The sequence below is a fragment of the Acidithiobacillus sp. IBUN Pt1247-S3 genome (assembly GCF_041146875.1).
In the GTDB taxonomy this organism is placed as follows: Bacteria; Pseudomonadota; Gammaproteobacteria; order Acidithiobacillales; family Acidithiobacillaceae; genus Igneacidithiobacillus.
The window spans coordinates 43,210-66,114 of record NZ_JBFRXP010000013.1; the positions used below are offsets into that span (position 1 = coordinate 43,210).

Annotated in this window: 23 protein-coding genes; 21 read left to right on the top strand and 2 right to left on the bottom strand. The window is 56.1% G+C overall.

The window, feature by feature from the left end; all coding sequences use genetic code 11:
- Positions 1-82: 82 nt before the first annotated feature.
- The 16 genes from ndk (at position 83) to pstA (ending at position 14,499) form a co-directional block, all read left to right on the top strand.
- Positions 83-511 (top strand): nucleoside-diphosphate kinase, encoded by a 429-nt coding sequence (gene ndk / locus AB4090_RS10145; protein WP_369573794.1) that lies wholly within the window; start codon positions 83-85, stop codon positions 509-511.
- On the top strand, positions 508-1,590 hold the full coding sequence (gene rlmN / locus AB4090_RS10150; protein ID WP_369573759.1) for a 23S rRNA (adenine(2503)-C(2))-methyltransferase RlmN: 1,083 nt from the start codon (positions 508-510) through the stop codon (positions 1,588-1,590). The genes ndk and rlmN overlap by 4 nt, the downstream gene beginning before the upstream one ends.
- A 54-nt stretch (positions 1,591-1,644) precedes the next feature.
- The gene (locus AB4090_RS10155) at positions 1,645-2,454 is read left to right on the top strand and encodes a tetratricopeptide repeat protein (RefSeq protein ID WP_369573760.1); all 810 of its coding nucleotides are present in this window, start codon (positions 1,645-1,647) and stop codon (positions 2,452-2,454) included.
- On the top strand, positions 2,447-3,442 hold the full coding sequence (locus AB4090_RS10160) for a helix-turn-helix domain-containing protein (RefSeq protein ID WP_369573761.1): 996 nt from the start codon (positions 2,447-2,449) through the stop codon (positions 3,440-3,442). Before AB4090_RS10155 ends, AB4090_RS10160 begins: the two co-directional genes overlap by 8 nt.
- Positions 3,411-4,511, top strand: coding sequence for a flavodoxin-dependent (E)-4-hydroxy-3-methylbut-2-enyl-diphosphate synthase (gene ispG / locus AB4090_RS10165; protein WP_369573762.1), 1,101 nt, complete (start codon positions 3,411-3,413; stop codon positions 4,509-4,511). Before AB4090_RS10160 ends, ispG begins: the two co-directional genes overlap by 32 nt.
- A gap of 12 nt (positions 4,512-4,523) precedes the next feature.
- Entirely contained in the window at positions 4,524-5,792 is a 1,269-nt protein-coding gene (gene hisS / locus AB4090_RS10170) for a histidine--tRNA ligase (RefSeq protein ID WP_369573763.1), read from the top strand.
- Positions 5,793-5,835: 43 nt separating this feature from the next.
- Positions 5,836-6,444: a YfgM family protein gene (locus AB4090_RS10175; protein ID WP_369573764.1), complete on the top strand. Its 609-nt coding sequence runs from the start codon at positions 5,836-5,838 to the stop codon at positions 6,442-6,444.
- Positions 6,444-7,643 carry an outer membrane protein assembly factor BamB gene (bamB, locus tag AB4090_RS10180; protein ID WP_369573765.1) on the top strand — a complete coding sequence of 400 codons (1,200 nt, stop codon included), beginning with the start codon at positions 6,444-6,446 and terminating at the stop codon, positions 7,641-7,643. Before AB4090_RS10175 ends, bamB begins: the two co-directional genes overlap by 1 nt.
- A gap of 5 nt (positions 7,644-7,648) precedes the next feature.
- Positions 7,649-8,995 (top strand): ribosome biogenesis GTPase Der, encoded by a 1,347-nt coding sequence (gene der / locus AB4090_RS10185; RefSeq protein WP_369573766.1) that lies wholly within the window; start codon positions 7,649-7,651, stop codon positions 8,993-8,995.
- Positions 8,992-9,402, top strand: a complete 411-nt coding sequence (locus AB4090_RS10190; RefSeq protein WP_369573767.1) for a hypothetical protein — start codon at positions 8,992-8,994, stop codon at positions 9,400-9,402. Before der ends, AB4090_RS10190 begins: the two co-directional genes overlap by 4 nt.
- Complete coding sequence (locus AB4090_RS10195; protein WP_369573795.1) at positions 9,389-9,874, top strand: histidine phosphatase family protein; 486 nt, start codon at positions 9,389-9,391, stop codon at positions 9,872-9,874. Before AB4090_RS10190 ends, AB4090_RS10195 begins: the two co-directional genes overlap by 14 nt.
- Before the next feature lie 172 nt (positions 9,875-10,046).
- The gene (locus AB4090_RS10200; RefSeq protein WP_369573768.1) at positions 10,047-10,622 is read left to right on the top strand and encodes a cytochrome b/b6 domain-containing protein; all 576 of its coding nucleotides are present in this window, start codon (positions 10,047-10,049) and stop codon (positions 10,620-10,622) included.
- A gap of 12 nt (positions 10,623-10,634) precedes the next feature.
- The gene (locus AB4090_RS10205; RefSeq protein ID WP_369573769.1) at positions 10,635-11,270 is read left to right on the top strand and encodes a molybdopterin-dependent oxidoreductase; all 636 of its coding nucleotides are present in this window, start codon (positions 10,635-10,637) and stop codon (positions 11,268-11,270) included.
- 152 nt (positions 11,271-11,422) lie between these two features.
- Entirely contained in the window at positions 11,423-12,508 is a 1,086-nt protein-coding gene (pstS, locus tag AB4090_RS10210; RefSeq protein ID WP_369573770.1) for a phosphate ABC transporter substrate-binding protein PstS, read from the top strand.
- A gap of 120 nt (positions 12,509-12,628) precedes the next feature.
- On the top strand, positions 12,629-13,588 hold the full coding sequence (gene pstC / locus AB4090_RS10215) for a phosphate ABC transporter permease subunit PstC (protein ID WP_369573771.1): 960 nt from the start codon (positions 12,629-12,631) through the stop codon (positions 13,586-13,588).
- Complete coding sequence (pstA, locus tag AB4090_RS10220) at positions 13,585-14,499, top strand: phosphate ABC transporter permease PstA (protein ID WP_369573772.1); 915 nt, start codon at positions 13,585-13,587, stop codon at positions 14,497-14,499. The genes pstC and pstA overlap by 4 nt, the downstream gene beginning before the upstream one ends.
- A 3-nt stretch (positions 14,500-14,502) precedes the next feature.
- Here the strand turns inward: pstA and AB4090_RS10225 are convergent, their stop codons facing one another.
- The gene (locus AB4090_RS10225; protein WP_369573773.1) at positions 14,503-15,111 is read right to left on the bottom strand and encodes a nucleoside triphosphate pyrophosphatase; all 609 of its coding nucleotides are present in this window, start codon (positions 15,109-15,111) and stop codon (positions 14,503-14,505) included.
- Positions 15,077-17,878 (bottom strand): phosphoenolpyruvate carboxylase, encoded by a 2,802-nt coding sequence (gene ppc / locus AB4090_RS10230; RefSeq protein ID WP_369573774.1) that lies wholly within the window; start codon positions 17,876-17,878, stop codon positions 15,077-15,079. The genes AB4090_RS10225 and ppc overlap by 35 nt, the downstream gene beginning before the upstream one ends.
- A gap of 186 nt (positions 17,879-18,064) precedes the next feature.
- Between ppc and hfq the strand changes: the two genes are divergently transcribed.
- From hfq to AB4090_RS10255, 5 genes are read left to right on the top strand one after another with little or no spacing between them, the layout of a single operon-like run.
- Positions 18,065-18,337: an RNA chaperone Hfq gene (hfq, locus tag AB4090_RS10235; RefSeq protein WP_369573775.1), complete on the top strand. Its 273-nt coding sequence runs from the start codon at positions 18,065-18,067 to the stop codon at positions 18,335-18,337.
- A gap of 44 nt (positions 18,338-18,381) precedes the next feature.
- Positions 18,382-19,644, top strand: coding sequence for a ribosome rescue GTPase HflX (gene hflX, locus AB4090_RS10240; RefSeq protein ID WP_369573796.1), 1,263 nt, complete (start codon positions 18,382-18,384; stop codon positions 19,642-19,644).
- Between the two features lie 20 nt (positions 19,645-19,664).
- Positions 19,665-20,795, top strand: coding sequence for a protease modulator HflK (hflK, locus tag AB4090_RS10245; RefSeq protein WP_369573776.1), 1,131 nt, complete (start codon positions 19,665-19,667; stop codon positions 20,793-20,795).
- Positions 20,792-21,670 (top strand): protease modulator HflC, encoded by an 879-nt coding sequence (gene hflC, locus AB4090_RS10250; protein WP_369573777.1) that lies wholly within the window; start codon positions 20,792-20,794, stop codon positions 21,668-21,670. The genes hflK and hflC overlap by 4 nt, the downstream gene beginning before the upstream one ends.
- On the top strand, positions 21,667-22,887 hold the full coding sequence (locus AB4090_RS10255; protein WP_369573778.1) for an ATP phosphoribosyltransferase regulatory subunit: 1,221 nt from the start codon (positions 21,667-21,669) through the stop codon (positions 22,885-22,887). The genes hflC and AB4090_RS10255 overlap by 4 nt, the downstream gene beginning before the upstream one ends.
- The last annotated feature ends 18 nt before the right edge of the window (positions 22,888-22,905 follow it).

Genomic DNA, 22,905 nt, shown 5'->3' on the forward strand with positions numbered 1-22,905 from the left:
TTGTGGGCAGCGCTGGAAATTGCTCACGGAGGAGCCTGATGGTAGGATTGCGCCATTTTATAGCCTACTGAAGAGGATGTTTATGGCTCTCGAGCGCACCCTGTCCATTATCAAGCCTGATGCCGTGCAGAAAAACGCCGTCGGTGCTATTTTGAGCCGTTTTGAGAATGCGGGGTTGCAGGTTGTTGCGGCCCGCATGTTGCATCTCGGTGCCGAAGACGCTGGTGGTTTCTATGCGGTGCACAAAGCACGGCCATTTTATGGTGAGTTGTGCACCTTTATGAGCAGTGGCCCGGTACTGGTTTCGGTTCTGGAAGGGGAAAATGCAATCGCCAAGAATCGTGATCTGATGGGCGCCACCAATCCCAAGGATGCCGCCCCAGGCACGATCCGCGCGGATTTTGCCGAGAGTATTGATGCCAACGCCGTGCATGGCTCTGATAGCGCCGACACCGCAGCTTGGGAAATTTCGTATTTCTTTTCGCAACGGGAGCTTTGCCCACGCCCATGAGCGTATCCGCGCAAGCGTCTGACCGACCCAAGCTCCTTGGCCTAGATAGGATCGGGTTGGAGTCGCTGTTTGTTGAGTGGGGCGAGCCACGTTTCCGCGCGGCGCAAGTCTTACAATGGTTGCATGCGCGGCAAGTTGGCGATTTTGCGCAAATGAGCAATGTCAACAAAGTGCTGCGCGAGCGCTTGGAAGAAAATTGCGAGGTGGGTGAGCTTGCTGTGTTGCGCGAACAGCACGCTGGCGATGGTACGCGTAAATGGTTGCTTGGGCTGCCGGATGGCAATGCCATCGAGACGGTATTCATTCCCGAAGACGAGCGTGGCACTCTGTGTATCTCCTCTCAGGTAGGCTGTTCCCTGGCTTGTAGCTTTTGTGCTACCGGCGCTCAAGGTCTCAACCGCAACCTGGAAACCCACGAAATTATCGCGCAAATTCGCGTCGCGCGGCGTGAGCTCGGCCTGGATGCCATCAGTAACGTGGTATTTATGGGAATGGGTGAGCCACTGCTCAACCTGAAACAGGTTCTTCCCGCAATCCGACTACTTTTGGATGACTACGGTTATGGCTTGGGTTCGCGACGGGTTACCGTCAGTACGGCGGGGGTGCTGCCCGGCTTGGCACAGTTGGGTCGGGAAAGTCCGGTGAACTTGGCTATCAGCCTACACGCAACGCGTGACGATATTCGTGATGAATTGGTCCCCATCAATCGCCATTACCCGCTACGTGAGCTACTTGCGGCCTGCCGCGCATATCCTCTTCCGCCACGTAGACGGATTACCTTTGAGTACGTGATGTTGGATGGCATTAATGATCAAGATCAGCACGCACGGGAGTTAGTGCGTTTGCTGGCTGGGATTCCAGCGATGGTAAATTTGATTCCCTTCAACCCATTTCCTGAAGCGCGCTACCGTCGCAGTTCGCAGGCACGCATTGATGCCTTCCGCGAGATTATCCTACGCGCTGGCTTGATGACGGTTACACGCAAGACCCGCGGTGACGATATTGCTGCAGCATGCGGCCAGCTTGCCGGACAGGTGCAGCAGGGGCGGCGTAGTGTACCTTTACGGGTGTTGAATTAACCGATGCAGAGACAAAATCTGACATTTATTCGTACGGGTTTGCTTGTTGGCTTGGTGCTTTCATCAAGTGCCTGCGCCTTGTTTTCTAGCCACCAGAAACTGACTCCAGCGGAAGAAGCGGCAGCGGCGGCACGGAATGCGCCACCCAACCCCGCTGCCTCTTTGCGCGCTGCGCCTCCCGATCAGGTGGCCATCTATACCTCTCTCGGTACAGCGTATTTGCAAGGCGGCCATCCGCGTGCCGCGGTGCGCGAGTTGAAGCAGGCCATAAGTTTGCCTGGCAAGCACGGTGACGCCTATAACATCCTAGGTTTGGCCTATCAGGCCTTAGGACAGGCGGATTTGGCAGAGGATGCCTTTCGCAGCGCCCTCGGCGAAGAACCCGACGACCCCCAATTTTTGAACAATTACGGCGCATTTCTTCTGGAGCAAGGGAAGTTCTCTGCCGCAGTAGAACAGCTCAGCAAGGCCACTAAAGACCCTCTATACAGCACACCGGAGTTTGCCTGGACCAATCTGGCGGCCGCCTATCGCGGACTCAAGCAAGAAAACCTGGCAATTGTGGCGTTGCAGAAGGCGCTCTATTTCAAGCCTGGCTATTCGCCCGCCCTGTTGCTGTGGGCAGAAATGGAATACCAGGATCATGATCTAACGGCCGCATATGGGCATTTGCAAGGTGTTTTGGCACAGGAGCCAGATAACGCGCAAGCGTTGCTCTTGGCTGGCCAAATCTCCTGGCAACAAGGACAGCAGGTCCGCGCGCGCTCGTTATGGGAGCGTTGTGTCAACTCCAGCCCTTATTCGGCTGCTGGGAAAGAGGCACAAACACTGCTCTTACAGCACGGTGCAGGCAATAATGGATGAGGTATTCGCGGAGCTTTTGACGCAGTTACGGTCGGCACGCGTAGCGCGTGGCTGGGATCTCGCACAAGTCGCGCAAAAATTGCACATTACCAGCACGCAGGTTGCCGCCCTTGAAGAGGGCCGCTTCCAAGAATTGCCGGGCGCTGCGTTTGCCCGAGGGTACCTCCGCAATTACGCGCGTCTTCTCGATCTCGACGTGGAGGGCGTGCTTGCTGCATATGATCGCTACCACGGCAGTTCTGGTCTGCGACCGAGCGAAGAAGTGCTGCCGCGCAGCGAACTACCGCTTCTGGATTACAGTCGAAAAATGCTGTTTTTTTCCATCCTGTTAGCCATTGCCCTGATTATTCTTGGATGGTGGCTTTGGGGTAGGGGCAGCTCGGCAGTGTCGGCGCCAGCCGCTGTTGCTGCTAGTGCCTCCGCCAGCAATCGGAGTGCCGCGCAAGTGGTAATGTCTACGCCAGTGGAAACCGCGGCTCTTACCAGCCCCGCTTTTTCGGTTACCACCACCACTGCTGCTGCGGCGTCGCCGTCTCCCATTACCGCTATGACCCTATCTGCCATGAGTGGCGCCCTGGTCTTTCATTTTACCGGGGATTGCTGGGTGCAGGTACGTGATGCCAGCGGCAATATTGTTCTCTCGACATTGGGCAAGGCTGGGCAGGACGTTACCGTAACACAAGGCCAGCCTCCCTATCGTATCCTGATTGGTAAGGCGAGTGCCGTGCAGATTACCTATGCTGGCAAACCCGTGGCCCTTCCGGCGAACGCCCTCAATGTCGCGCGTGTACAAGTGGGTGCGGCGCCAGTGGCAGCGCCAACTACTTCGGTGAAACTTGCCCAGCACCCACTTACCGCGGCACAATCGGTTAAATCCCTTCGCCCCTCCGCTACTACCGCGTCCTCTCGCGTTTCCGCCGTAGCGAGTGACGAATCCACTTTCAGCGAGGTAGCTCATGCAACATCAGTCACCCATTCAGCGCCGTAAGAGCCGGCAGATCCAAGTGGGCAAGGTCGCCATTGGAGGCGGCGCGCCGATCTCTGTGCAAAGCATGACCAACACCGAAACCCGCGACGTAGCGGCGACGGTTGCCCAAATTCGTAGGCTGGAGGCGGTTGGTGCTGACATCGTGCGGGTATCTGTACCGAGTATGGACGCGGCGGAGGCATTCAAGGCCATTCGTGCCCAAGTAGAGGTCCCCTTGGTTGCCGACATTCATTTTGATCATCGCATTGCCCTGCAGGTGATGACGGATGGTGTCGATGGGTTACGCATCAATCCGGGCAATATCGGGACCATCGACAAGGCGCGCCTGGTTGTGGAAATGGCCAAAGACAAGGGGATACCCATCCGCATAGGCGTGAATGCCGGCAGTCTGGAAAAAGACCTGCAGGAAAAATATGGTGAGCCGACCCCGGAGGCGTTGGTAGAGTCAGCGCTGCGCCATGTGGCCATTCTCGACGAGCTCAACTTTCACGACGTGAAAATCAGCGTCAAAGCATCTGACGTCTTCCTTGCCGTCGGCGCCTATCGTCTGCTCGCACAACAGGTCGACTACCCGTTGCACCTCGGGATTACCGAGGCCGGTGGTCTACGTTCCGGCACGGTCAAATCGGCTATCGGATTAGGTTTGCTCTTGAATGAAGGGATTGGTGATACCATCCGCGTTTCTCTTGCGGCAGACCCGGTCGAGGAAATTCGGGTGGGCTTTGATATCTTGAAGAGCCTGCACCTGCGGCAAAAAGGCATCAACCTGATTGCCTGCCCCTCCTGCTCGCGGCAAGAGTTTGACGTGATCAAAACCATCAATGCCTTGGAAGGACGCTTGGAGGATATCCTCGAGCCCATGGATGTTTCGGTGATCGGCTGCGTGGTCAACGGTATTGGCGAGGCGAAGGAAGCAGACATTGGTCTGACCGGCGGCGACAAACGCAGTATCCTGTACTATCGTGGCAAGCAGGTGGATAGAGTCGAAAACCAGGATATTGTCGATGTTCTTGAAAAGCGGATTCGCGCCGAAGTAGCGGAGCGTCGCGCTGCACGCAACGACGCCTGAGGATAGCTTCCGGTGGCAAAACCTACCCTCACTGCCGTGCGGGGGATGAATGATATCTTCCCCCCAGAGACAATTGCTTGGCAGCAACTCGAGCAGTCCTTCCGTAGCGTACTTTCCCGTTATGGCTGTGCCGAGATTCGCCTGCCCATTGTCGAACAAAGCGCGCTCTTTGCCCGTGCCATTGGTGACGTTACAGATATTGTACAGAAGGAAATGTACACCTTTGCCGATCGCAATGGCGACTCCCTGACGCTGCGCCCCGAAGGCACCGCGGGTGTAGTGCGTGCCCTGATCGAACATGGCGGTCTGCGTGGGCAGACCCCCAGGCTTTATTACCTGGGCCCGATGTTTCGCCATGAGCGGCCACAGCGCGGGCGCTACCGCCAGTTTCATCAGCTCGGGGTCGAGTTTTTTGGCATTGCCAGTGCAAGTGCCGATGCAGAAATCATTGCACTGTCTGCGCGTCTTTTGGCCGCAGCGGGGATACCCGCACAGCTGCAACTGAATTCCTTGGGTACGCCAGAATCGCGTGCCAGTTATCGCGAAATTCTCCTTCAGTACCTGCGTCCCCAAGCAGAAAAACTTTGCGGTGATTGTCAGGAGAGACTGGAGCGCAATCCGCTGCGAGTCCTCGACTGCAAAGTCGAATCTTGTCAGCTGGTCGCCAAGGATGCGCCACAGTTGCTGCAGCATCTCGACCCCGAATCAGCCGCGCACTTTTCCCTGTTGCAGGAACTTTTACAGGGGATGGGTATTGCCTATGTCATCAACCCGCGTTTGGTGCGTGGTCTGGACTATTATCATCGCACGGTCTTTGAATGGGTGGCAGAAGGCTTGGGTTCGCAGGGTACGGTCCTGGCCGGGGGACGCTATGACGGTTTGGTAGAGCAGCTCGGTGGGCCGGAAACGCCGGCTATCGGTTTTGCGCTCGGCATGGAGCGGATCTTGGCCCTGCGAGCACTCGCGCAATTGGCGGAGGCGGACGCAGTACCTGCTCTCTTTCTTGGTGCCTTGGACGATGCGGCCTTGACCGCTGTGTTTCGGCAGGCGGAGGGATTGCGGGCGAACGGACTCAGTGTTGTAGTAGCTGGCCCCGGATCGGTGAAGTCCTTGTTGAAACAGGCCCAGCGTAGCGCGGCGCGTTATCAGGTATTGGTCGGTGCCGCCGACCTTGCCGCTGGAGATGTGTTGCTCAAAGAGCAGGAGGGGCAGGGCGAGTGGCGGGGTCCCTGGGATGAATTGCACCGTGGTCTGACCGCCCTCGGCGTTGATTTCACGTAGCCACCCCGCCATACTACGCGCCAAGCGCATTAGGCAAAAAATCATGACTGGCCCAGAATTTACCGAATCTCTTCAACGTCATCGTAAGCTTTTGATCATCCTCTTCGTGCTGATTATCGCCGGAGTTCTGGCTTTTTTTGCCTATGACAAATATCAGCGCCATCAAATGGAGCGCGCAGGTGTCCTCTATAGCGAAATGAGCGATAGTCTGGCGAGCAATAACGATGCCATGGTGCGCGCCAGTGCCGAAACCTTGGTTCACGACTATGGTGCTACCCCCTATGCAAGCATGGCGCGTTTTTATCTGGCGCGTATCGACACCGAGGCCAAGCAAGATGCCAAAGCAGAAGCACAATTGCAGTGGCTTAGCGATCACAGTGGCTTGCCAGCGGGCATGCAGCCCATGGCGCGTGTAGCATTAGCGCGCTTGTATCTGCAGAATGGGAAAAATCAGCAAGTCCTGCAGTTGTTGCAAAAGTCAGATAGCGCTTTTGCGGTGGTAGATTGGGAGCTGCGTGGAGATGCAGAGGCGGGATTGAGGCACTACAGCCAGGCGCGTGACGACTATCAAAAAGCGATTGCAGCACTACCGGCGACCGATCCATACGTGGCTTACCTGCAAATGAAAATGGCAAATTTGGGAGTTTCTTGATGAGCTATGCTAAGACCCATGGTGTGCGTACCGGACTGCGTGCCGCCGCTATGCTGGGGGTGTTCTTCGCTTTGGGCGGTTGCGGTGTTTGGAATTGGGCCTTTGGTCCGGCAGAACCTGCCCCCAAACCGGTCAAGGCTATGCACAAGGAACAGGTCACTGTCGGCTTTGGCACCAATTGGCAGGCTCGCCTGTACGGTGATTGGCGTTTAGATCCCTATAACGCCACACAACTGGCGGTGACGGATGGCAAAATTTATCTAAGCGATGACTCTGGGCATCTTCTCGCGCTTACTCGTGGTGGAAGTTTGCGTTGGGAGTACCGCCTGGATGGCAAAAGTCCGCGCGGACCGACAGTTGCCAGCGGAGTCGTCTATGTAGGCACGGATCGTGGCAAGCTGTACGCTATCTCCGCGCAGGATGGAAAAAAACTCTGGGATGTGCAGTTGGGTGCTGAACCCACAAGTCCCATCAGCGTCGCTGATCATCGGCTTTTTCTGCAGTTGTCGAATGGCCATCTGCTCGCCCTGAACACCAGCAACGGCGCAATAGATTGGACCTTCTCCCTCCCGCAACCTTCTTTGTTGCTGCGTCGTAATAGCGGAATCGTTATCGCTGGGCAAACTCTGTATACGGGTTTTGCCGATGGTAAACTGATTGCCCTCGATGCCAGCAACGGAGCCGAGCTCTGGCGCGCCACGGTCGCTATCCCGCACGGCAACAACGAGCTGGCACGCATGGTCGACGTTGCGGCAACACCAGTTCTTGATGGTAATCGCGTGATTGCTGCTGCCTATCAGGGCAATATTTCCGCGTTCAGCAGGGATAGCGGTGAAGAAGACTGGAGTCGGCCCATGTCGACCGTCATTACCCCCATTTTGCACGATGGCAAACTTTTTGTAGCCGGGAGCGATGGTCAGGTCTACGCCATGGATCCCAGCAGTGGAACCGTGGAATGGCGCAATACTGCACTTAAAGGGCAATCCTTGAGCGGAATGGCGCTTTGCGATGGCAAACTCCTGCTAAGCAATTACGCCGGACAGGTGATTACCCTCGATCCGCAAACGGGCCATCGTACCGGGCAGGAAACCGTCTCCAGTAGTGGTATCCAAACCGCACCCGTCTGTGTCGGCAAGGGTAGCTTCCTGGTATTGAGTGGCGTCGGCACCCTGTACCAGCTCCAGTTCCAGAAGCCGTAATTCATATGGCTGCTATCCTCGCGCTCCTGGGTCGACCCAATGTCGGCAAGTCAACACTATTCAACCGGCTTACCCGAAGTCGCGAGGCCTTGGTGGCAGACCTGCCGGGTTTCACCCGGGATCGACATTACGGCACGGCACGGCATCAGGATCGCGATTATCTCGTCATTGATACTGGCGGCTTTGAGCCGGAAGAGAAACAGGGACTGGTGGCAGCAATGGCTACTCAGACGCGCCAGGCCATTGCTGAGGCCGACGTCCTCTTGTTTCTGGTCGATGCCAAAGAAGGGCTCTCGGCACAGGATGACGAGATTGCTCGCGAATTGCGGCGCAGTGGCAAACCGGTTCTGCTCTTGGTCAACAAGATGGATGTACGCCATGCCGTCGCGGAGTTGCCGGAGTTTCACCGCCTCGGGCTCGGCGCCCCCATTACACTGTCTGCTGCCCACGGGCATGGTATGGATCAGCTTTGGTCGGCCATCAGTGACGCTGTTGGGCAAGAGCCGGAGGGGTCGGTCGCGTCCGAGGAGATGGAAGATGGGCCGGCGATAGCGGTTCTCGGGCGGCCTAATGTTGGCAAGTCTACTTTGGTCAATGCCATGCTTGGCGAAAAGCGGGTCATTGTTTTCGATCAACCGGGTACTACACGCGACAGTATCCGCATTCCCTACGAGCGCCAGGGGCGGCGTTATGTGATGATCGATACTGCTGGAGTGCGGCGGCGCGCGCGTGTCGGGGAGGGCTTAGAGAAACTGACGGTACTCAAGACCCTGGCCGCTCTGCGCGAGGCCGATGTCGTGCTGATGGTGATGGACGCGCATGCGGGAGTCAGTGATCAGGATGCGCATCTGGTGGGTGTAGCCGTCGAGCTCGGGCGCCCTATCGTTTTGGTGCTGAACAAATGGGACGGACTAGACGCACGCGAGCGTGACCGTATCAAAGCAGAATTGGAACGCCGCCTGGTGTTTTTGCGCTATGCACCGTTTCACAGTATTTCGGCGTTGCACGGAAGTGGGGTAGGGGAGCTGTACCGCAGCATCGACAAATTGTGGAGAAATAGCCAGCGACATTTCTCCACCGGCGAACTCAACCGCATGCTGGAAGACGTTATTAATACGCACCAGCCCCCTCTCGTCGGGGGACGGCGCATCAAACTACGCTATTGCCATCAGGGTGGCACCCAGCCCATCACTCTGGTCTTCCACGGCAATCAGCTCGACCGCTTGCCTGGTGCGTACAAGCGGTATCTGGAGACCGCCTTTCGCACGGCGCTGAAGCTCGATGGCGTACCTATTCGTTTGGTCTTCCGCCAAGGGGAAAATCCCTATGCTCCCCAGGGAGCGCGCGCGTGAATTTGGCGCAATCCTATCGCTGGTGGTTACCGACCTGGATCATATACGCCGCCTACTTGTTGCAGCACTTTATGAATATTCTGCAATTGCCCGCTTGGCACTGGGGCCCGGCCGTTGCCTACGCGTTTTGGGCGGCACTGGCCTTGGGTGCCATCGCGCGCAGTTGGCCTACGCTCACGCCTTATGCTTGGCGACCGCTAGTGATTTTTCTTGGCGCGATCCTGTCGGGCATCGACGTGTTCACGGGGCCGGGACCGGCATCGGCACAGCGCATTGATACCTGGATGACTGCCCTCATCGGCATTGCGTTGGTCTCGATTTTAGCGCGTTTCGTGCCAACGACATGGAGTAAGCTCTGGTTTGGGCAGGAGGTGAAACCTGGATCTCGTCCTTATTCGCCACGCTGAAGCAGAAGATCACAGTGCCGATGGGACTGATGCTGGACGTCGCCTAACCGCCCGTGGCGAGGCACAGGCGGCGACGGTGGCCCGCGCCCTGCGTAGTTTTGGGTTGCGCAATGCAGAAATTTGGTATAGCCCCAAGGAGCGTACGCGTCAGACCGCGGCAGCACTGCAGGCAGAATTGCATGCACCGGTCTATCAAGCACAGGATGCCCTGGCTACGGGCAATTTTGCTCTTTTGCAGTTCGCTTGGCAGGAATCGCACGCTGAACATGTGATTCTCGTTGGTCATCAACCGTTTCTTGGTGTTTGGATTGCAGAACTTGGCGGCCTGCATCTGCCGGTTGCCAAAGCGAGCGTGAGTTTCTTGCGTGAAAAATCTTCCAATGGGCACTTCCAGCTCCTTGGTTATTTTCGCGAAGAGCTTTTCCAGAATGTTTTCACGCTTGGGGACAATTCTGGCGGGAAATTATCCTGACGAAAGGATAGAGTAATCGTCCGAGATAATTTTGGCCGAACTCTTCCTGTTGTGGGTTTACATTTTCCAGTCAAGCTTTGGTAATCAGTATGCCTGCGCCTGGGTGGGCACGCTTGCATCTGTCTGACGAGGTCATGCGTATTCTAAAATAGTACGCGGAGACGGGGTGACCATGGCAGTTTCCATCGTAGAACCTACGCAGAAATCTGCGAGCTATCCACGCGGGGCGCGCGTCTTGCATTTGGGGCTGGTATTGCTCTTCAGCTTTGAGTTGCTCAACTCGATTCTGGCCCTTTGGTTTCAGCATTTTTCCCTATTTCAATGGCACGTCTTGGCCGGCTTGGCCTTGTCAGCTTGGCTAACTTTGTCCTGGGTTATTTACTGCGCAACCCCTTGGGGGCGTCGTTTACTCTATGTCTGGTACTGGCCGGGTAACCTTGTAGTCGTTTTCCGCGATCTAGGTCGCCTGTTGCGTGGCCAGCTACCCGGTCATGGTCCAGAGCCTGGGCTTTCGTCCTGGTGGCAGGGGATGTTCCTGTTACTTGTCAGTTGGGTGAATTATGCCGGTCTCGGAGCGTGGATGACCATGCAGGGCTACCTGACTGTTCCCGGACTAACGCATATTGGCCTCAGCTCCATGCGTCTCGGTACGCCCATATTGTTGTACTTCTGGCTAGGGCATGTAGCAATGGCTTTTTACCACGCCTTGCGGCGCCAGCCTTTGTGGTCCATTTTTGTGATTTGGTAAGGGAGAAAAGCAATGCAAAGACGTGACTTTCTTCTCCGGAGTGCCGGCCTACTGAGTGGGGCAGCGAGCGGCTTGTTACTGCCAGCCTGGGCGCGCGCAGCTACCATCCCAATCTTTCCCGAGTACTACACCTATACGGGCTTCTATCCGAAAATCGATCCGCAACTGTATCGCTTGCATTGCGGCGGTCTGATAGAAGAACCCAAGAGCTTTACGCTCGCTGAGCTCTATAAGCGCAGTGCTCTCCCTGAAGTCCACACTTTCCATTGTGTGACGGGCTGGACGGTGGCTGACGTACATTGGCAGGGCATCTTACTGGCGGACTTTCTCAGTGATCTGCGGCCCAACGATGCGGCTCGTTATGTCGTCTTTCACAGTGCCGATGGTGTCTATGTCGACAGCCTAAGTATGGAGCAGGCGCGGGCGCCAGGGGTAATGCTCGCTACCCACATCTCTGGCCAGCCTCTTTTGCGCAAAGGCGGATACCCATTGCGTTTGCTAGTCCCGCAGATGTATGGCTACAAAAGTGTAAAGTGGGTTAATCGCATTGAGCTAGTTGCGAAAAGACCCGAGGGTACTTGGGAACGAGATGGGTATCCGAGCAACGCTTACATCAAGAAAGGCTTCAGTTGGAGCGATCTTCTCTAGTACTTTCTAAAGTACAATGTCATAAAAGTGTCATAAAAGGTTCATGATACTGTCATGAACTTTCGGTATGATGGCGCTCGCGTAGGGGTTTCAGATAGCGAAATTCTCTACTGTGCTTGAGTACACTCGATAACGCCATCTTCGGAGGTTTTATGTTGCTAGGTTCCAAGAAGACTGTCGCCCGTGCCATGAAGGGTGCTGTTGCTGCTTCCCTCCTCGGTCTTGCCGCCGTTGCCGCTACACCCGCTGTTGCCGCTCCGCAAGTCAGCTTGCTGGAGACGGGTTCTACGCTGCTATACCCATTGTTCAACCTGTGGGTGCCGGTGTACACCAAGATGCATCCGAACGTGAAGATCACCACCCAGGGTACTGGCAGTGGCACGGGTATCGCCCAATCCATTTCTGGTGTAGCGCAAATCGGTGCCTCCGACGCGTATATGTCGGACGCGCAGGTGAAGATGCGCCCCATGCTCAACATTCCATTGGCCATCTCCATCCAGATGATCAACTACAATCTGCCGGGCCTGAACAAGCAGCACATCAAACTCTCTGGGCCGATTTTAGCGGGCATTTACTCCGGCAAAATCAGCAACTGGGACGCCCCGGAGATCGCGAAAATCAATCCTGGCGTCAAATTGCCCAATCACAAGATTATCCCCATCCATCGTACTGATGGTTCTGGAGATACTTTTATTTTTACCACGTATCTGTCTGATACCGATGCAATGTGGTCGAAGAACATCGGTTACAGCACCACGGTCAGTTGGCCGACGGTGCAGGGTGGAATCGGTGCGGATGGCAACCCAGGTATGGTCGAAGCTCTGAAGTCTACCCCCTATGGCGTGGCCTACATTGGCATCAGTTGGAAAGCGCCGGTGGAGAAGGCTGGTTTAGGCATCGCCATGCTGCAGAACCGCGCTGGTAACTTTGTGTTGCCGACCGTAGAAAATGCCAAGGCTGCGGCGGGTGAAATGGTCAGCAAGACACCGGCCGATGAGCGCATCAGTCTGGTTTTCGCACCGGGCAAGAATGCCTACCCGATCATCAACTACGAGTATGCCATTGTGAAGAAGCAACAGCCCAATGCAGAAACTGCGACTGCCATGCGCGACTTCCTCAACTGGGCGTTGGATCCGAAGGGTGGCAATGCGCTGCACTTCATGGAAGCGGTGCATTTTGTTCCGCTACCTGCCAGTGCTGCGGAATTGTCCCGCAAGCAGGTTGCCGAGATTCAGTAAATCGCCGGCATCAGGTGCTGGGCCCGTTTGGCGCCCGGCGCCAAACATAATCAACGTCGCGGCCCTTTTTTCCAAAGTGCCGCGCGTTTATTATGATGCCTACTCCTACGGAGGGAGAGCATGAAGGTTTCCGTCTTTCGTATCGGTTTGGTCGGTACGGCCAGTTTTTTGCCCCTGTCGCTTATAGCCCTTGTTGTCTTTCTTACGGCCTACTCCTGGCCTGCCATTCACTACAACGGTCTACAATTCCTCTGGACTAACGATTGGAACCTTGGGAACCTTTACGGTAACCCCGTAGAAATTCATGGCCAGCAGGTCATGCCCGGGGCACGCTACGGAATTCGGTTTCTGGTGGTGGGCACTTTGGCTAGCTCCTTTTTGGCGTTGCTCTTTGCGTTGCCCATTGCCGTGGGTGCCGCCTATTTTCTGGTGGAGATGGTGCCCAAGTGGCTCTCTGGACCACTTGCTTTGCTGGTCGATTTGCTGGCTGCCATTCCCAGCGTGGTATTTGGGCTTTGGGGCTACGCATTGCTGATTCCCTTCCTCGGTCAGACGGTCTACCCATGGATGACCCAACATATTGGTTTCATCCCGTATTTTGGCGGGAGTGCCGGCAGTGGCTATGGCTTGCTGACGACGGCTATCGTGCTGGCGTTTATGATTATTCCTCTCATCTCGGCAACGATGCGCGAAGGCATTAGCGCGATTGAGCCCTCGCTCAAGGAGGCGGGCTTGGGTTTGGGCCTCAACCGCCTGGAAGTGCTGTGGAACATCATCCTGCCCAAGCTCAAAACGACCTTGGTAGGTGTGTCGATTTTGGCCTTGGGACGTGCTTTGGGCGAGACTATGGCAGTCGTTATGGTCAGTGGTAATGCTCTAAATTATTTGCCCAATAATATCTATACGCCGATCTCTACGATGGCCGCGTTTATTGTGTCGCAGTTAGAGAGCGCATTGCAGGATCCGACCAACATGGCGGTCGAAGCCCTGGCTGAAATCGCCCTGGTACTCCTCTTGCTGACGGTTATCGTTAATGTTGTCGCGCGTATGATACTTTGGGGGGCGAAGGTACGGTCATGAGTATTACCGATCTCACAACCACGATGACAACAAGCGCCAGCGACACCCATCGGCAGATCCGCGTTTCCTGGAAACGCCACCTCTTCCGTGCTAGTGGAATCGCCTTCGTCTGGTTTAGTTTTACGGTTGTAGCCATTGCCTTTCTGTCCATCATCCTGGATGTCTTCCTCAAAGCACTGCCCGGCCTGAAGTTAAGCCTGCTCACCGAAGTGAGTACGGGAATGGGCGGTGGCCTGAAAAACGCCATCGAAGGCACTCTGGTGCTATCGCTTGGCTCGCTGCTCATTGCTGCCCCAGTTGGCATCGCCGCGGGGATCTATCTCTGCGAGTTTGGCAAAGGCATGGCGGGCAAATCGTTACGTTTTCTGTCGGACGTCCTCGTCGGTGTGCCTTCCATCGTGCTTGGTTATGTGGGATATATCACCATGGTAATATATCTCGGCTGGCAGTTTTCCGTCGCCGCTGGCATCATTACCCTGAGTATCATGCTCTTACCCTACATCGCTCGCACCACGGAGATGGCTCTGGGTAACATTCCTCAGGCGGTGCGCGAGGCGGGCTTTGGCATTGGTGCGGGTGAAGGGACGGTCATCCTTCGCATCCTTATGCCGGGGGCCATGCCCGCCGTGATGACCGGCCTCTTTTACGCTCTGGCGTTATCAATGGGCGAGACCGCGCCGCTAATCTACACGGCAGGCTGGTCCAACTATATGTGGACTGGTCATTTTACCAATGAGCCAATTGGTTACCTCACTTATGTCATCTGGACTTTCATCAATGAGCCGTTTGAAGAGGCCCACATATTGGCCTTCGCTGCTGCCTTTTTGATTACTATGGTGGTGCTGAGTTTGATCCTCTTTGGGCGCTGGTTGATGGTGCGGCAACTACGCAAACGCGGGGCATATCGTTAGATCTCAGGGTAGAGAGAATCCTGCCGTGCGCAACATGGCGGAGAGGCGAATCAGGGGGAGGCCGATAATGGCATTGGGATCCTCCCCCTCCATGCGTTCAATCAGGCAAATGCCCAGCCCCTCGGCGCGCAGACTACCGGCGCAATCGAAGGGTTGTTCTTTGTCGATATAGCGGCGGATCTCGGCTTCGCTGAGGCTGCGCAAAACAACATGGTAGGAAACCAGTTCTACCTGCGCCATTCCCTTTGGTGCTAATAGGCAAAGGCCATTCAACAGCTCGACTGTTTTGCCCTGCATCGCCTGTAATTGGGTGAAGGCCTTTTCCCGAGAGCCGGATTTGCCCAGTAGCACATTGCCACATCGAACCAACTGATCCGCACCAATTACCCAGGTTTGCTGGTGCTCATGCCACACCGCATATGCCTTTTCGTATGCCAAGCGTTTCACCAGGGCTTCCGGCTCCTCGTTTGCCTTCCGCGTTTCATCGATGGCGGGAGACTGCCAGGTAAAGGGCAGTCCGAGGCGAGCGAGGAGTTCCCGTCGATAAGGGCTGGATGAGGCCAGAATCAGTTGCATATCATCCGGTGTTACGCTGGCCAGCCGCAATGGCATTAATGCTGCGCAGCAGGGGGTCGAGCCAAGTTTCGCGAAACTCTGGTGGGGTGTCTTCGTTGCGGTAGCGACGGAGTAGGGCCAACTGAATATGATTTAACGGTTCCATGTAGACATTGCGCCGCTGCAGGGAAAAAGCGAGGCCGGGCACTTCGGCGAGCAACTCCACTTGGTTTTGGATGTGAAGCATCTCGCTAAGACTGAGCTCGAATTCCTGGCGGATTTTCGCAAAGATCTTTTGTGCACATTTTTGATCATTGGGTAGGGTGGCATACTCGGCCGCGAGGGTCATGTCCGCCTTCGCCATGGCCATAGTGATGTTGCCCAGCAAGGCGTGGAAAAAGGGCCAGTGTTGATACATTTTCTGCAGCGTTTCCAGACGCTTGGGGTCATCGCCACGCCATGCGCGAATAGCGGAACCGAGTCCATACCAAGCGGGAAGCACATGGCGCGACTGTGCCCAGGCAAAGACCCAGGGGATCGCCCGAATGGAGCTCATGGAGCGGTCGCCACGCTGGCGATGGGAAGGCCGCGAGCCAATATTCATGTGGGCAATTTCATTGAGAGGCGTAGCCTCGTAAAAATAGTCGATGAAACCCTCGGTATCTTGAATGAGTTCGCGATAGACGGTCTCACCGCTTTTGGTGAGGGCCGCCATGACCTCGAGAAAAGTGGGCTCATCGGCGGGCACCGTTTGCACCAAACCAACGCTGGCGCGCATCAATCCAGTCACGCCCACGGTGAGCTCGTAGACTGCAGTTTCCAGGTTGGCGTACTTGAACGAGAGCACCTCACCTTGCTCGGTAATCTTGATCTGCCCACGTACGGTGTTGGCCGGCTGGGCTAGGATGGCCTCATGGGTGGGGCCGCCGCCGCGACCGACACTTCCGCCCCGGCCATGGAAGACACGGATATGAATGCGCCGCCGGTCCGCTAGAGCCGCTAACTCGAGCTGTGCCTGATACAGCGACCAACTCGAGGAGAGAATGCCGCCATCTTTACAAGAGTCAGAATAGCCGAGCATGACTTCCTGGATATTTTCCTGACTCTGTAAGATCTCTGCGTATACCGGGTCGTCCAGCAAACGACCCATCACCGTTTCCATGCGCTCCAGATCGTGGATTGTCTCGAAAAGAGGGCTGACCGAGATCTCGCTGTACAGGCCCTGGCGTGACCAGCCCGCAAGGCCAAATTCTTTCGCCAATACCAGAACTTCCAGTATATGGCTCGCCTCGTGCGTCATCGATACTACGTAGTGACCAAAGGAACGCTCACCGATCTCCCGGCGGAGCTGCGCGATGCACTTAAACATCGCGCAGGTTTCACTCGCGAGCGGTGATAACTGTTCCGGCAGGTCTTCCACGAGTTTTCCCGGTTTGCGCAAGGCATTGCTGAGAAGGGCAAGCTTGTGCTCTTCGTCCATCTCCATATAACCCTGAAATTCCGGCAGCTTTACAAAGAGCTCTGCAACGGTGCGCGTGTGTACGGTCGATTCTTGACGGATATCAAGGGAGGCCAGGTGAAAACCGAAGGTCTCGACGAGCCAGACCAAGTCCTGCACTGAATGATTGGCAATATAGTCATCACCATGACCGCGCAGAGAGTCGCGCACCAAGAGCAGATCAGCGAGAAAATCCTGATCGCTTGCGTAGGCCGGGCCATTAGCCGCAAAGCCATTACTGCTTTGACCGTTTTCCAACTGGCGTAGGCGCAGATCGAGGCGGGTGATCATGTAGCGCAATTTTCGCCGATACGGTTCGCTTGGAAACCTTTGGTTCACCCACTCGGCGAGTTCGGGAAAATCGTCCGCATCCTTTTCGAGAGAGGCGAGCAAAATCGGTGAGATGGTGCAGAAGCGCGCCGAGTGCCCGAGCAGTGGATAGAGCTCGGAAAGGCGTTGCTGGTACTCGCGCAGCACCTCCACACTTTGGGTGCGCAAGGTCCAGCCCGTAATCGCCGCCGTAACGTTTGGATTGCCGTCGCGATCCCCTCCGATCCACGAGCCAAAGCGTATGAAGGCGGGAATATCCACCTGACTTTCGCCATACACACGGCGGGCGGCACGCCTGGCCGCGTGATAGGCCATGGGGACGGCTGTAAAGAGGCTGTCACGGAAGTAGAAGAGGCCGTTTTCCACCTCGTCCTGTACGTGCGGGCGGTTGGTACGCACCTCCTCGGTCTCCCAAAGAATCTGAATCTGCGCCTGTAACTGGCGCAGGATGTCATTTTCTTCCTCTTCTGTCAGGGTCGGGTCATCCAGTGCCTTGCTGGTAAGGAAGATGCGGCGCAGTGCATGGAGTACCGTGCGCCGCTTGGACTCCGTAGGATGCGCCGTGAATACCGGCAGATAACGGAGCTGCCCCAACAGGTATTGAAGCTGCCCGGCGTTTACTCCGGTACTTTGCAACTGTCGAAAGGTATCTTCGAAGGATCCAACCCAGAGCCCATTGCCGCGCTGTAACATGCGCCGCCGCTGCACGTGCTGAAACTCTTCCTCGGCAATGTTGACCAAGCTAAAGTAAGTGTTAAAGGCGCGAATGACGAGTACGAGATCATCCTGGGGTAGCGCATCGATAAAGCGGGCGAGGCGCTGGCGTAACTTGGGGTCGTCACGACGATGTAGGCGGATATAGCCCTGACGAAGCTGCTCAACGGCGCTGAACACCCGTTCGCCGGCGCGTTCGCGTAGCACATCGCCCAAAATGTTGCCCAAGCGTTTTACGCGAGCGCGCAGGGCGCGGTCGCTGGTCGGTTTTTTTGCGTCCACAGACTCTCCCCAGTACAGAACGGCGGCATTGATATGGAGAGAACTTATCGGTAATCCGGCGAGAGGTCAAAGCACCACCATCGCCGCGCGAACCCAATTGCATCCTACCCGTAGCATCATCGCGACTTTTGAGATAGTCTAATATGACTAGCCGATGGCATGATGCAAGTCAAAAAGGAGACAATAATGGCCAGTCAGCAAAAAGGGCAAATTTTGCAAGACCCTTTCCTCAATCTGTTGCGCAAGGAGCACGTTCCAGTCGCGATCTATCTGGTTAATGGCATCAAGCTGCAGGGGTTTGTAGAGTCGTTCGATCAATTTGTCGTGCTGTTGCGAAACAATGTCAGCCAGATGATCTACAAGCATGCTATTTCTACGGTGGTTCCCAGCCGCGACGTGCGCTTGCCTTTGCCCGAATCGGAAGGTGAGACAAGTGCCGGAGACGAGGCCGCCGACTGAGTCAGAGTCTCGGGATTCAGCGGTCACATCGGGACCGCTCTTTACTGATCCACGTTTCGACCCCAGGGGTGCAAGCTGACGACGGGGGGGATGAGTTTCAGCAATTGGCTGCGGATACTGGAGCAGAGATTCTAGCTCTGTGGACGGTTTCGCGCGCTCGTTTGGACCCTGCCACCTGTATTGGTAGTGGCAAGGTGCAAGAGATAGCTGATTTTGTGCAGGCCAACGCGATTGATTTGATTCTCTTCGATCGGCCACTGAGTCCGATTCAAGAGCGTAACCTGGAGCGCGCCTGTGGGGCACGTGTGATTGATCGCGTGGGCCTCATTCTCGATATCTTTGCCCGCCGTGCACGCACCCACGAGGGGCAACTGCAAGTGGAGTTGGCGCAATTGGATCACCTGCGTACGCGATTGGTACGCGGTTGGACACACTTGGAACGACAGCGGGGTGGTATCGGTTTGCGCGGGCCGGGCGAGACCCAGCTGGAAACAGACCGTAGACTGATTGGTGTGCGCATTCGTGTCTTACGTGAACGTTTGACACGAGTCTCGGCGCAGCGTGCTACGCAACGGAGAGCGCGGATGCGAGCTCCAGCACCGACAGTTGCGTTGGTGGGCTACACTAATGCGGGTAAATCCTCTCTGTTCAATGTGCTGACCGCTAATGAACAGTACGCCGCTGATCAGCTTTTTGCTACCCTTGATCCAGCTATTCGCCGCCTCGCCGGCAATGGCCCGAGTACGCTGATGGCCGATACGGTGGGTTTTTTGCGTGATCTTCCGACTGAACTGATCGCCGCATTTCGCGCTACTTTAGAGGAAGTTAGCCAAGCGCAGTTGCTGCTTCATGTTATCGATGCTGCAGCGCCAGATCGAGATGAACAAATCCTCGCAGTAGAAAATGTCCTTGCCGAGATTGGAGCTGCCGCTGTGCCGCGCATTCGGATATTCAACAAAATCGATCTCTTGGTTGAGGAGGCGCGAGAGCGCTTTGATGAAAATGGCAAGGTAAGTGATCTGTGGCTCAGTGCCTATACTGGTGCAGGCGTTGCGCGGCTCCGTGAGGTCATTGCGCGGCGAGTGCATGGCGCGCGATTGCGCTTGCGCTGTGCTTTGCGGCCGGGAGAGGGCGCGCTGCGGGCGCGCCTGTTTCGCGTGGCCTCGGTGTTGGAGGAACGTTTTGACAGCGATGGGAGCAATCACTTGCTCATTGAGATAGACGAACAAGTTTGGGCAGGATTGCAAAAACACTGCGGGGCAGAGAGTTGTCAGCAGGAGGATCTGCCTTCTACAATGCGCCCATAGTCCGGGGTAAGGAGAGCGGGATGCCATGGAGTGATCCGGGCGGAAACGGTAAGCAAAACGGTAACGGCGGTATTAAGAGCCCCTGGGGGCAGCGTCCCAAAAAACCGGGTGCGACGTGGGATATCGATAAGATCACGAAAGAACTGCGCAAGTTGGGTGGCAAGTTTTCGTCAGCCCCAGGTTCTGGTCCACGAAACAAAATGCCCTTTCTCCGTTGGCTGCCTCTTATCGCTATTGTGGTGCTGATCGGTATCTGGCTCCTTTCCGGTTTCTACGAAGTGGGTACTGGGCAGGAAGGGATGGTATTGCGCTTTGGGCAGGTGGTAGCTACTGTCCCGCCGGGTAGCCACTACCATTGGCCCCGTCCAATCGAATCCGTAGAAACGGTCGACGTTGGTCGCAATCGCCGCTTGGTTTTGGGGTATGGTGATTCCGGGGAGGCACTTAGTCCGGGTCGCATTCTCACCAGCAACGGCGAAGTGGTCGACATACGATATGCTGCGAATTATCGAATTGCGCATCCCCGTAGTTTTCTCTTTGCGAGTAGCAACCCGCAGCAGTATTTGGCTTTTGTGCTAAGTGCGGCGTTGCGCCAAGTTACCAGTGGAATGAGCTCCGAGCAGCTGCTCACGATGGCCCATGCGCCGCTGGAACAACAGATATTGCAGAAGGCCCAGGAATTACTTGCCGACGGTGATAGTGGCATTAGCCTGCAGTCGGTGCAGATCATTGAGCTCACTCATCCCAAGGCACTCGACCCCGAATATGACAAAATTGCCAAGGCGCGCAAGGATGCCGCGGAGAAGGCTGAGCAGGCTAAGGCTGATACCGGCAAGACCTTACTCGCCGCCAAGGCCGAAGCAGCGAAAATGCGCAATCAAGCAAGTGTGCAAGCCGATCAGCTGCTGGGCAAGGCGCATGGCGACATAGCACGTTTTAATGCAGTTTATCAAGCCTATCAGCAGGATCCGCAAATCAGCACCAAGCAGATGTACCTGCAGGCCATGCAGGATGTGCTCGCGAAAGCTGGCAAGATTGTGGTTGCCGACGGGCAGGGCGCGCAGGTGGCAGTACAAGTTGCCGCGCCAGCGATTTCCGCACCGTTGGCCAAGCCCAGTGCCCCCACTGCTAGTGGAGATAAAGGCTCATGAAACCCATTACATGGGGCTGGATTGCCCTGCTACTTGTCGTATTCTTGTATCTGTTGTCTGCTAGCTTTTACGAACTACGTCCGGGGCAGAGCGCAGTTGTTCTCAGCGCCGGCCATGTGGCTGCCGAACGCTCGCAGCCGGGTCTCTACATACATTGGCCCTTTTTGCAGTCCGTACAGGTCATTGATACACGACGGCGCAGTCAGAGCACCAAAGCGGTCACGATCACTCCCTCTACTGGACCGAGTTTGCAGCTCGATTGCTTTGTGCAATGGCACGTCAGCGATGCGGAAAAATTTTATCAACGGGGGCTCAATACAGCCCTGGCTGAGAGTCAGGTAAGTGATGTGGTGCAAGCCGCACTCACCCGCGTTGTGGAGAAAAATCCAGGTGTGGCGCCGAGCAGTGCCACTTTGGCTGCTTGGCAACAGAGCTTGAGCAGCCAAGTGGCGGATTCCCTTGCGCGCAATGGCATTTCTCTTGACGACCTGCGTTTTCTGGAAATTGGATTGACCGCTGAAGCGCAACAAGATGTTTACCAGAAAATGCGTAGCGATTTGCAAACCAAGCTTGCAGCGGAGGAGTTGGCAGGTAAAGAGCAGGTCGACGAAATCAAGAATTCCGCCGAGAAAGAGCGCCAGCAAATCGTCAGTCAAGCCTATACTACGGCGCAGCAGACTCTGGGCCAGGCACAGGGCCAAGCGGCCAAGATCTACGCCGATGCCTATGGAAAAAATCCGCGCTTTTATGCCTTTTACCGTAGTCTTGAGGTGTTGCGCGACAGCGCTAAAGCAGATGATGTCTGGGTGTTGCCGGCCGACTCTCCGTTGCTCCGCTATCTGCGCGAAGGGCTACAGGGAGGCGGAAAGCCGTGATCGAAAGCAAAGACGCCATGGCGAGTTGGATGTTGCCAGCCGGTTTTGAGGACATGGGACCGCAGCAGGCAGCTGCACTTGAGGGTAAACGTAGGGAATTATTGGATCTCTTTACCTCCTGGGGGTATCGCCAAGTTATCCCCCCCATGCTTGAGCACTTAGAGAGCGTGCTTACTGGCAGTGCCGTGGATTTGGACCTGGAAACCTGGAAAGTGCTCGATCAGGCTAGCGGTCGGGTACTCGGCTTTCGCTCTGACATGACTCCGCAAATGGCGCGTATCGATGTGCAGATGGCGCGCGGCGACGAGGCGCGGCGCTTGAGCTATGCGGGCACGGTTTTGCGCGCGCAACCCGATGCCTTGGGTGGAAGTCGTGCCCCTTTTCAAGTTGGCGCGGAGCTGTTTGGCGTCGGTAGTGCCGATGCTGACTTAGAAATTCTTAGTCTGATGGTCGAGAGTGTGCAGCGTTGCTGCGTTGGGACCGATCTCGTCTTGGACCTTGGTCATGTCGCCATCCCCCGTAGCTTGGCCGAGGCGACTGGACTTCCCCTGCGTGATCAGCAAGAGCTGCTGCGCTTGTTGGAGCGCAAGGCCTGGCCCGATCTTCGCCAGCTTCTGCAATTGGGTGCGGTTTTTAGTGAGCATTCCGCGGCCTTCCGTAGCTTGGCCGAATTGCATGGTGAGTACGAAGTACTCGAACGCGCACGCCAGCGCTTTGCCGACTACCCTGTTATTTTGTGCGCGCTGGAAGAACTGGACTTCGTCTGGCAATTGCTAGGCCAGCGCTATCCGCAACTGAGTATTCGTGCTGATTTGGCTGAGATGCAGGGGCACCGCTACCACACCGGTATGCTGTTCGCCCTTTTTTCGCCGCAGCGCGGTGCGGCCGTCGCCCGCGGTGGTCGCTATGATGGCGTTGGCGAGGCCTTCGGCCGCCATCGCCCGGCTACGGGCTTTAGCCTGGATTTACGGCCTTTGCTTCGAGAACTTGCAGAAGAACGCAAATGCCCGCGCATCTGGGCCCCTGGGGGGGCGGATCCCAAGTTATGGCAGGCAATGCAAGATCTACGCGCACAGGGTTATACCGTGGTGCAGGACCTTGCTGAGGGCGTCCCTACATCTCAGGCGCCCGCCGGTTTCGATGCCCTGCTGGTAGCAGAGCAAGGCCAGTGGACCTTGATTGGTCGCGAACCTGAGTTTCCCTTTTCTGCATCCTAAGTTATCTGCGGAGTCGAC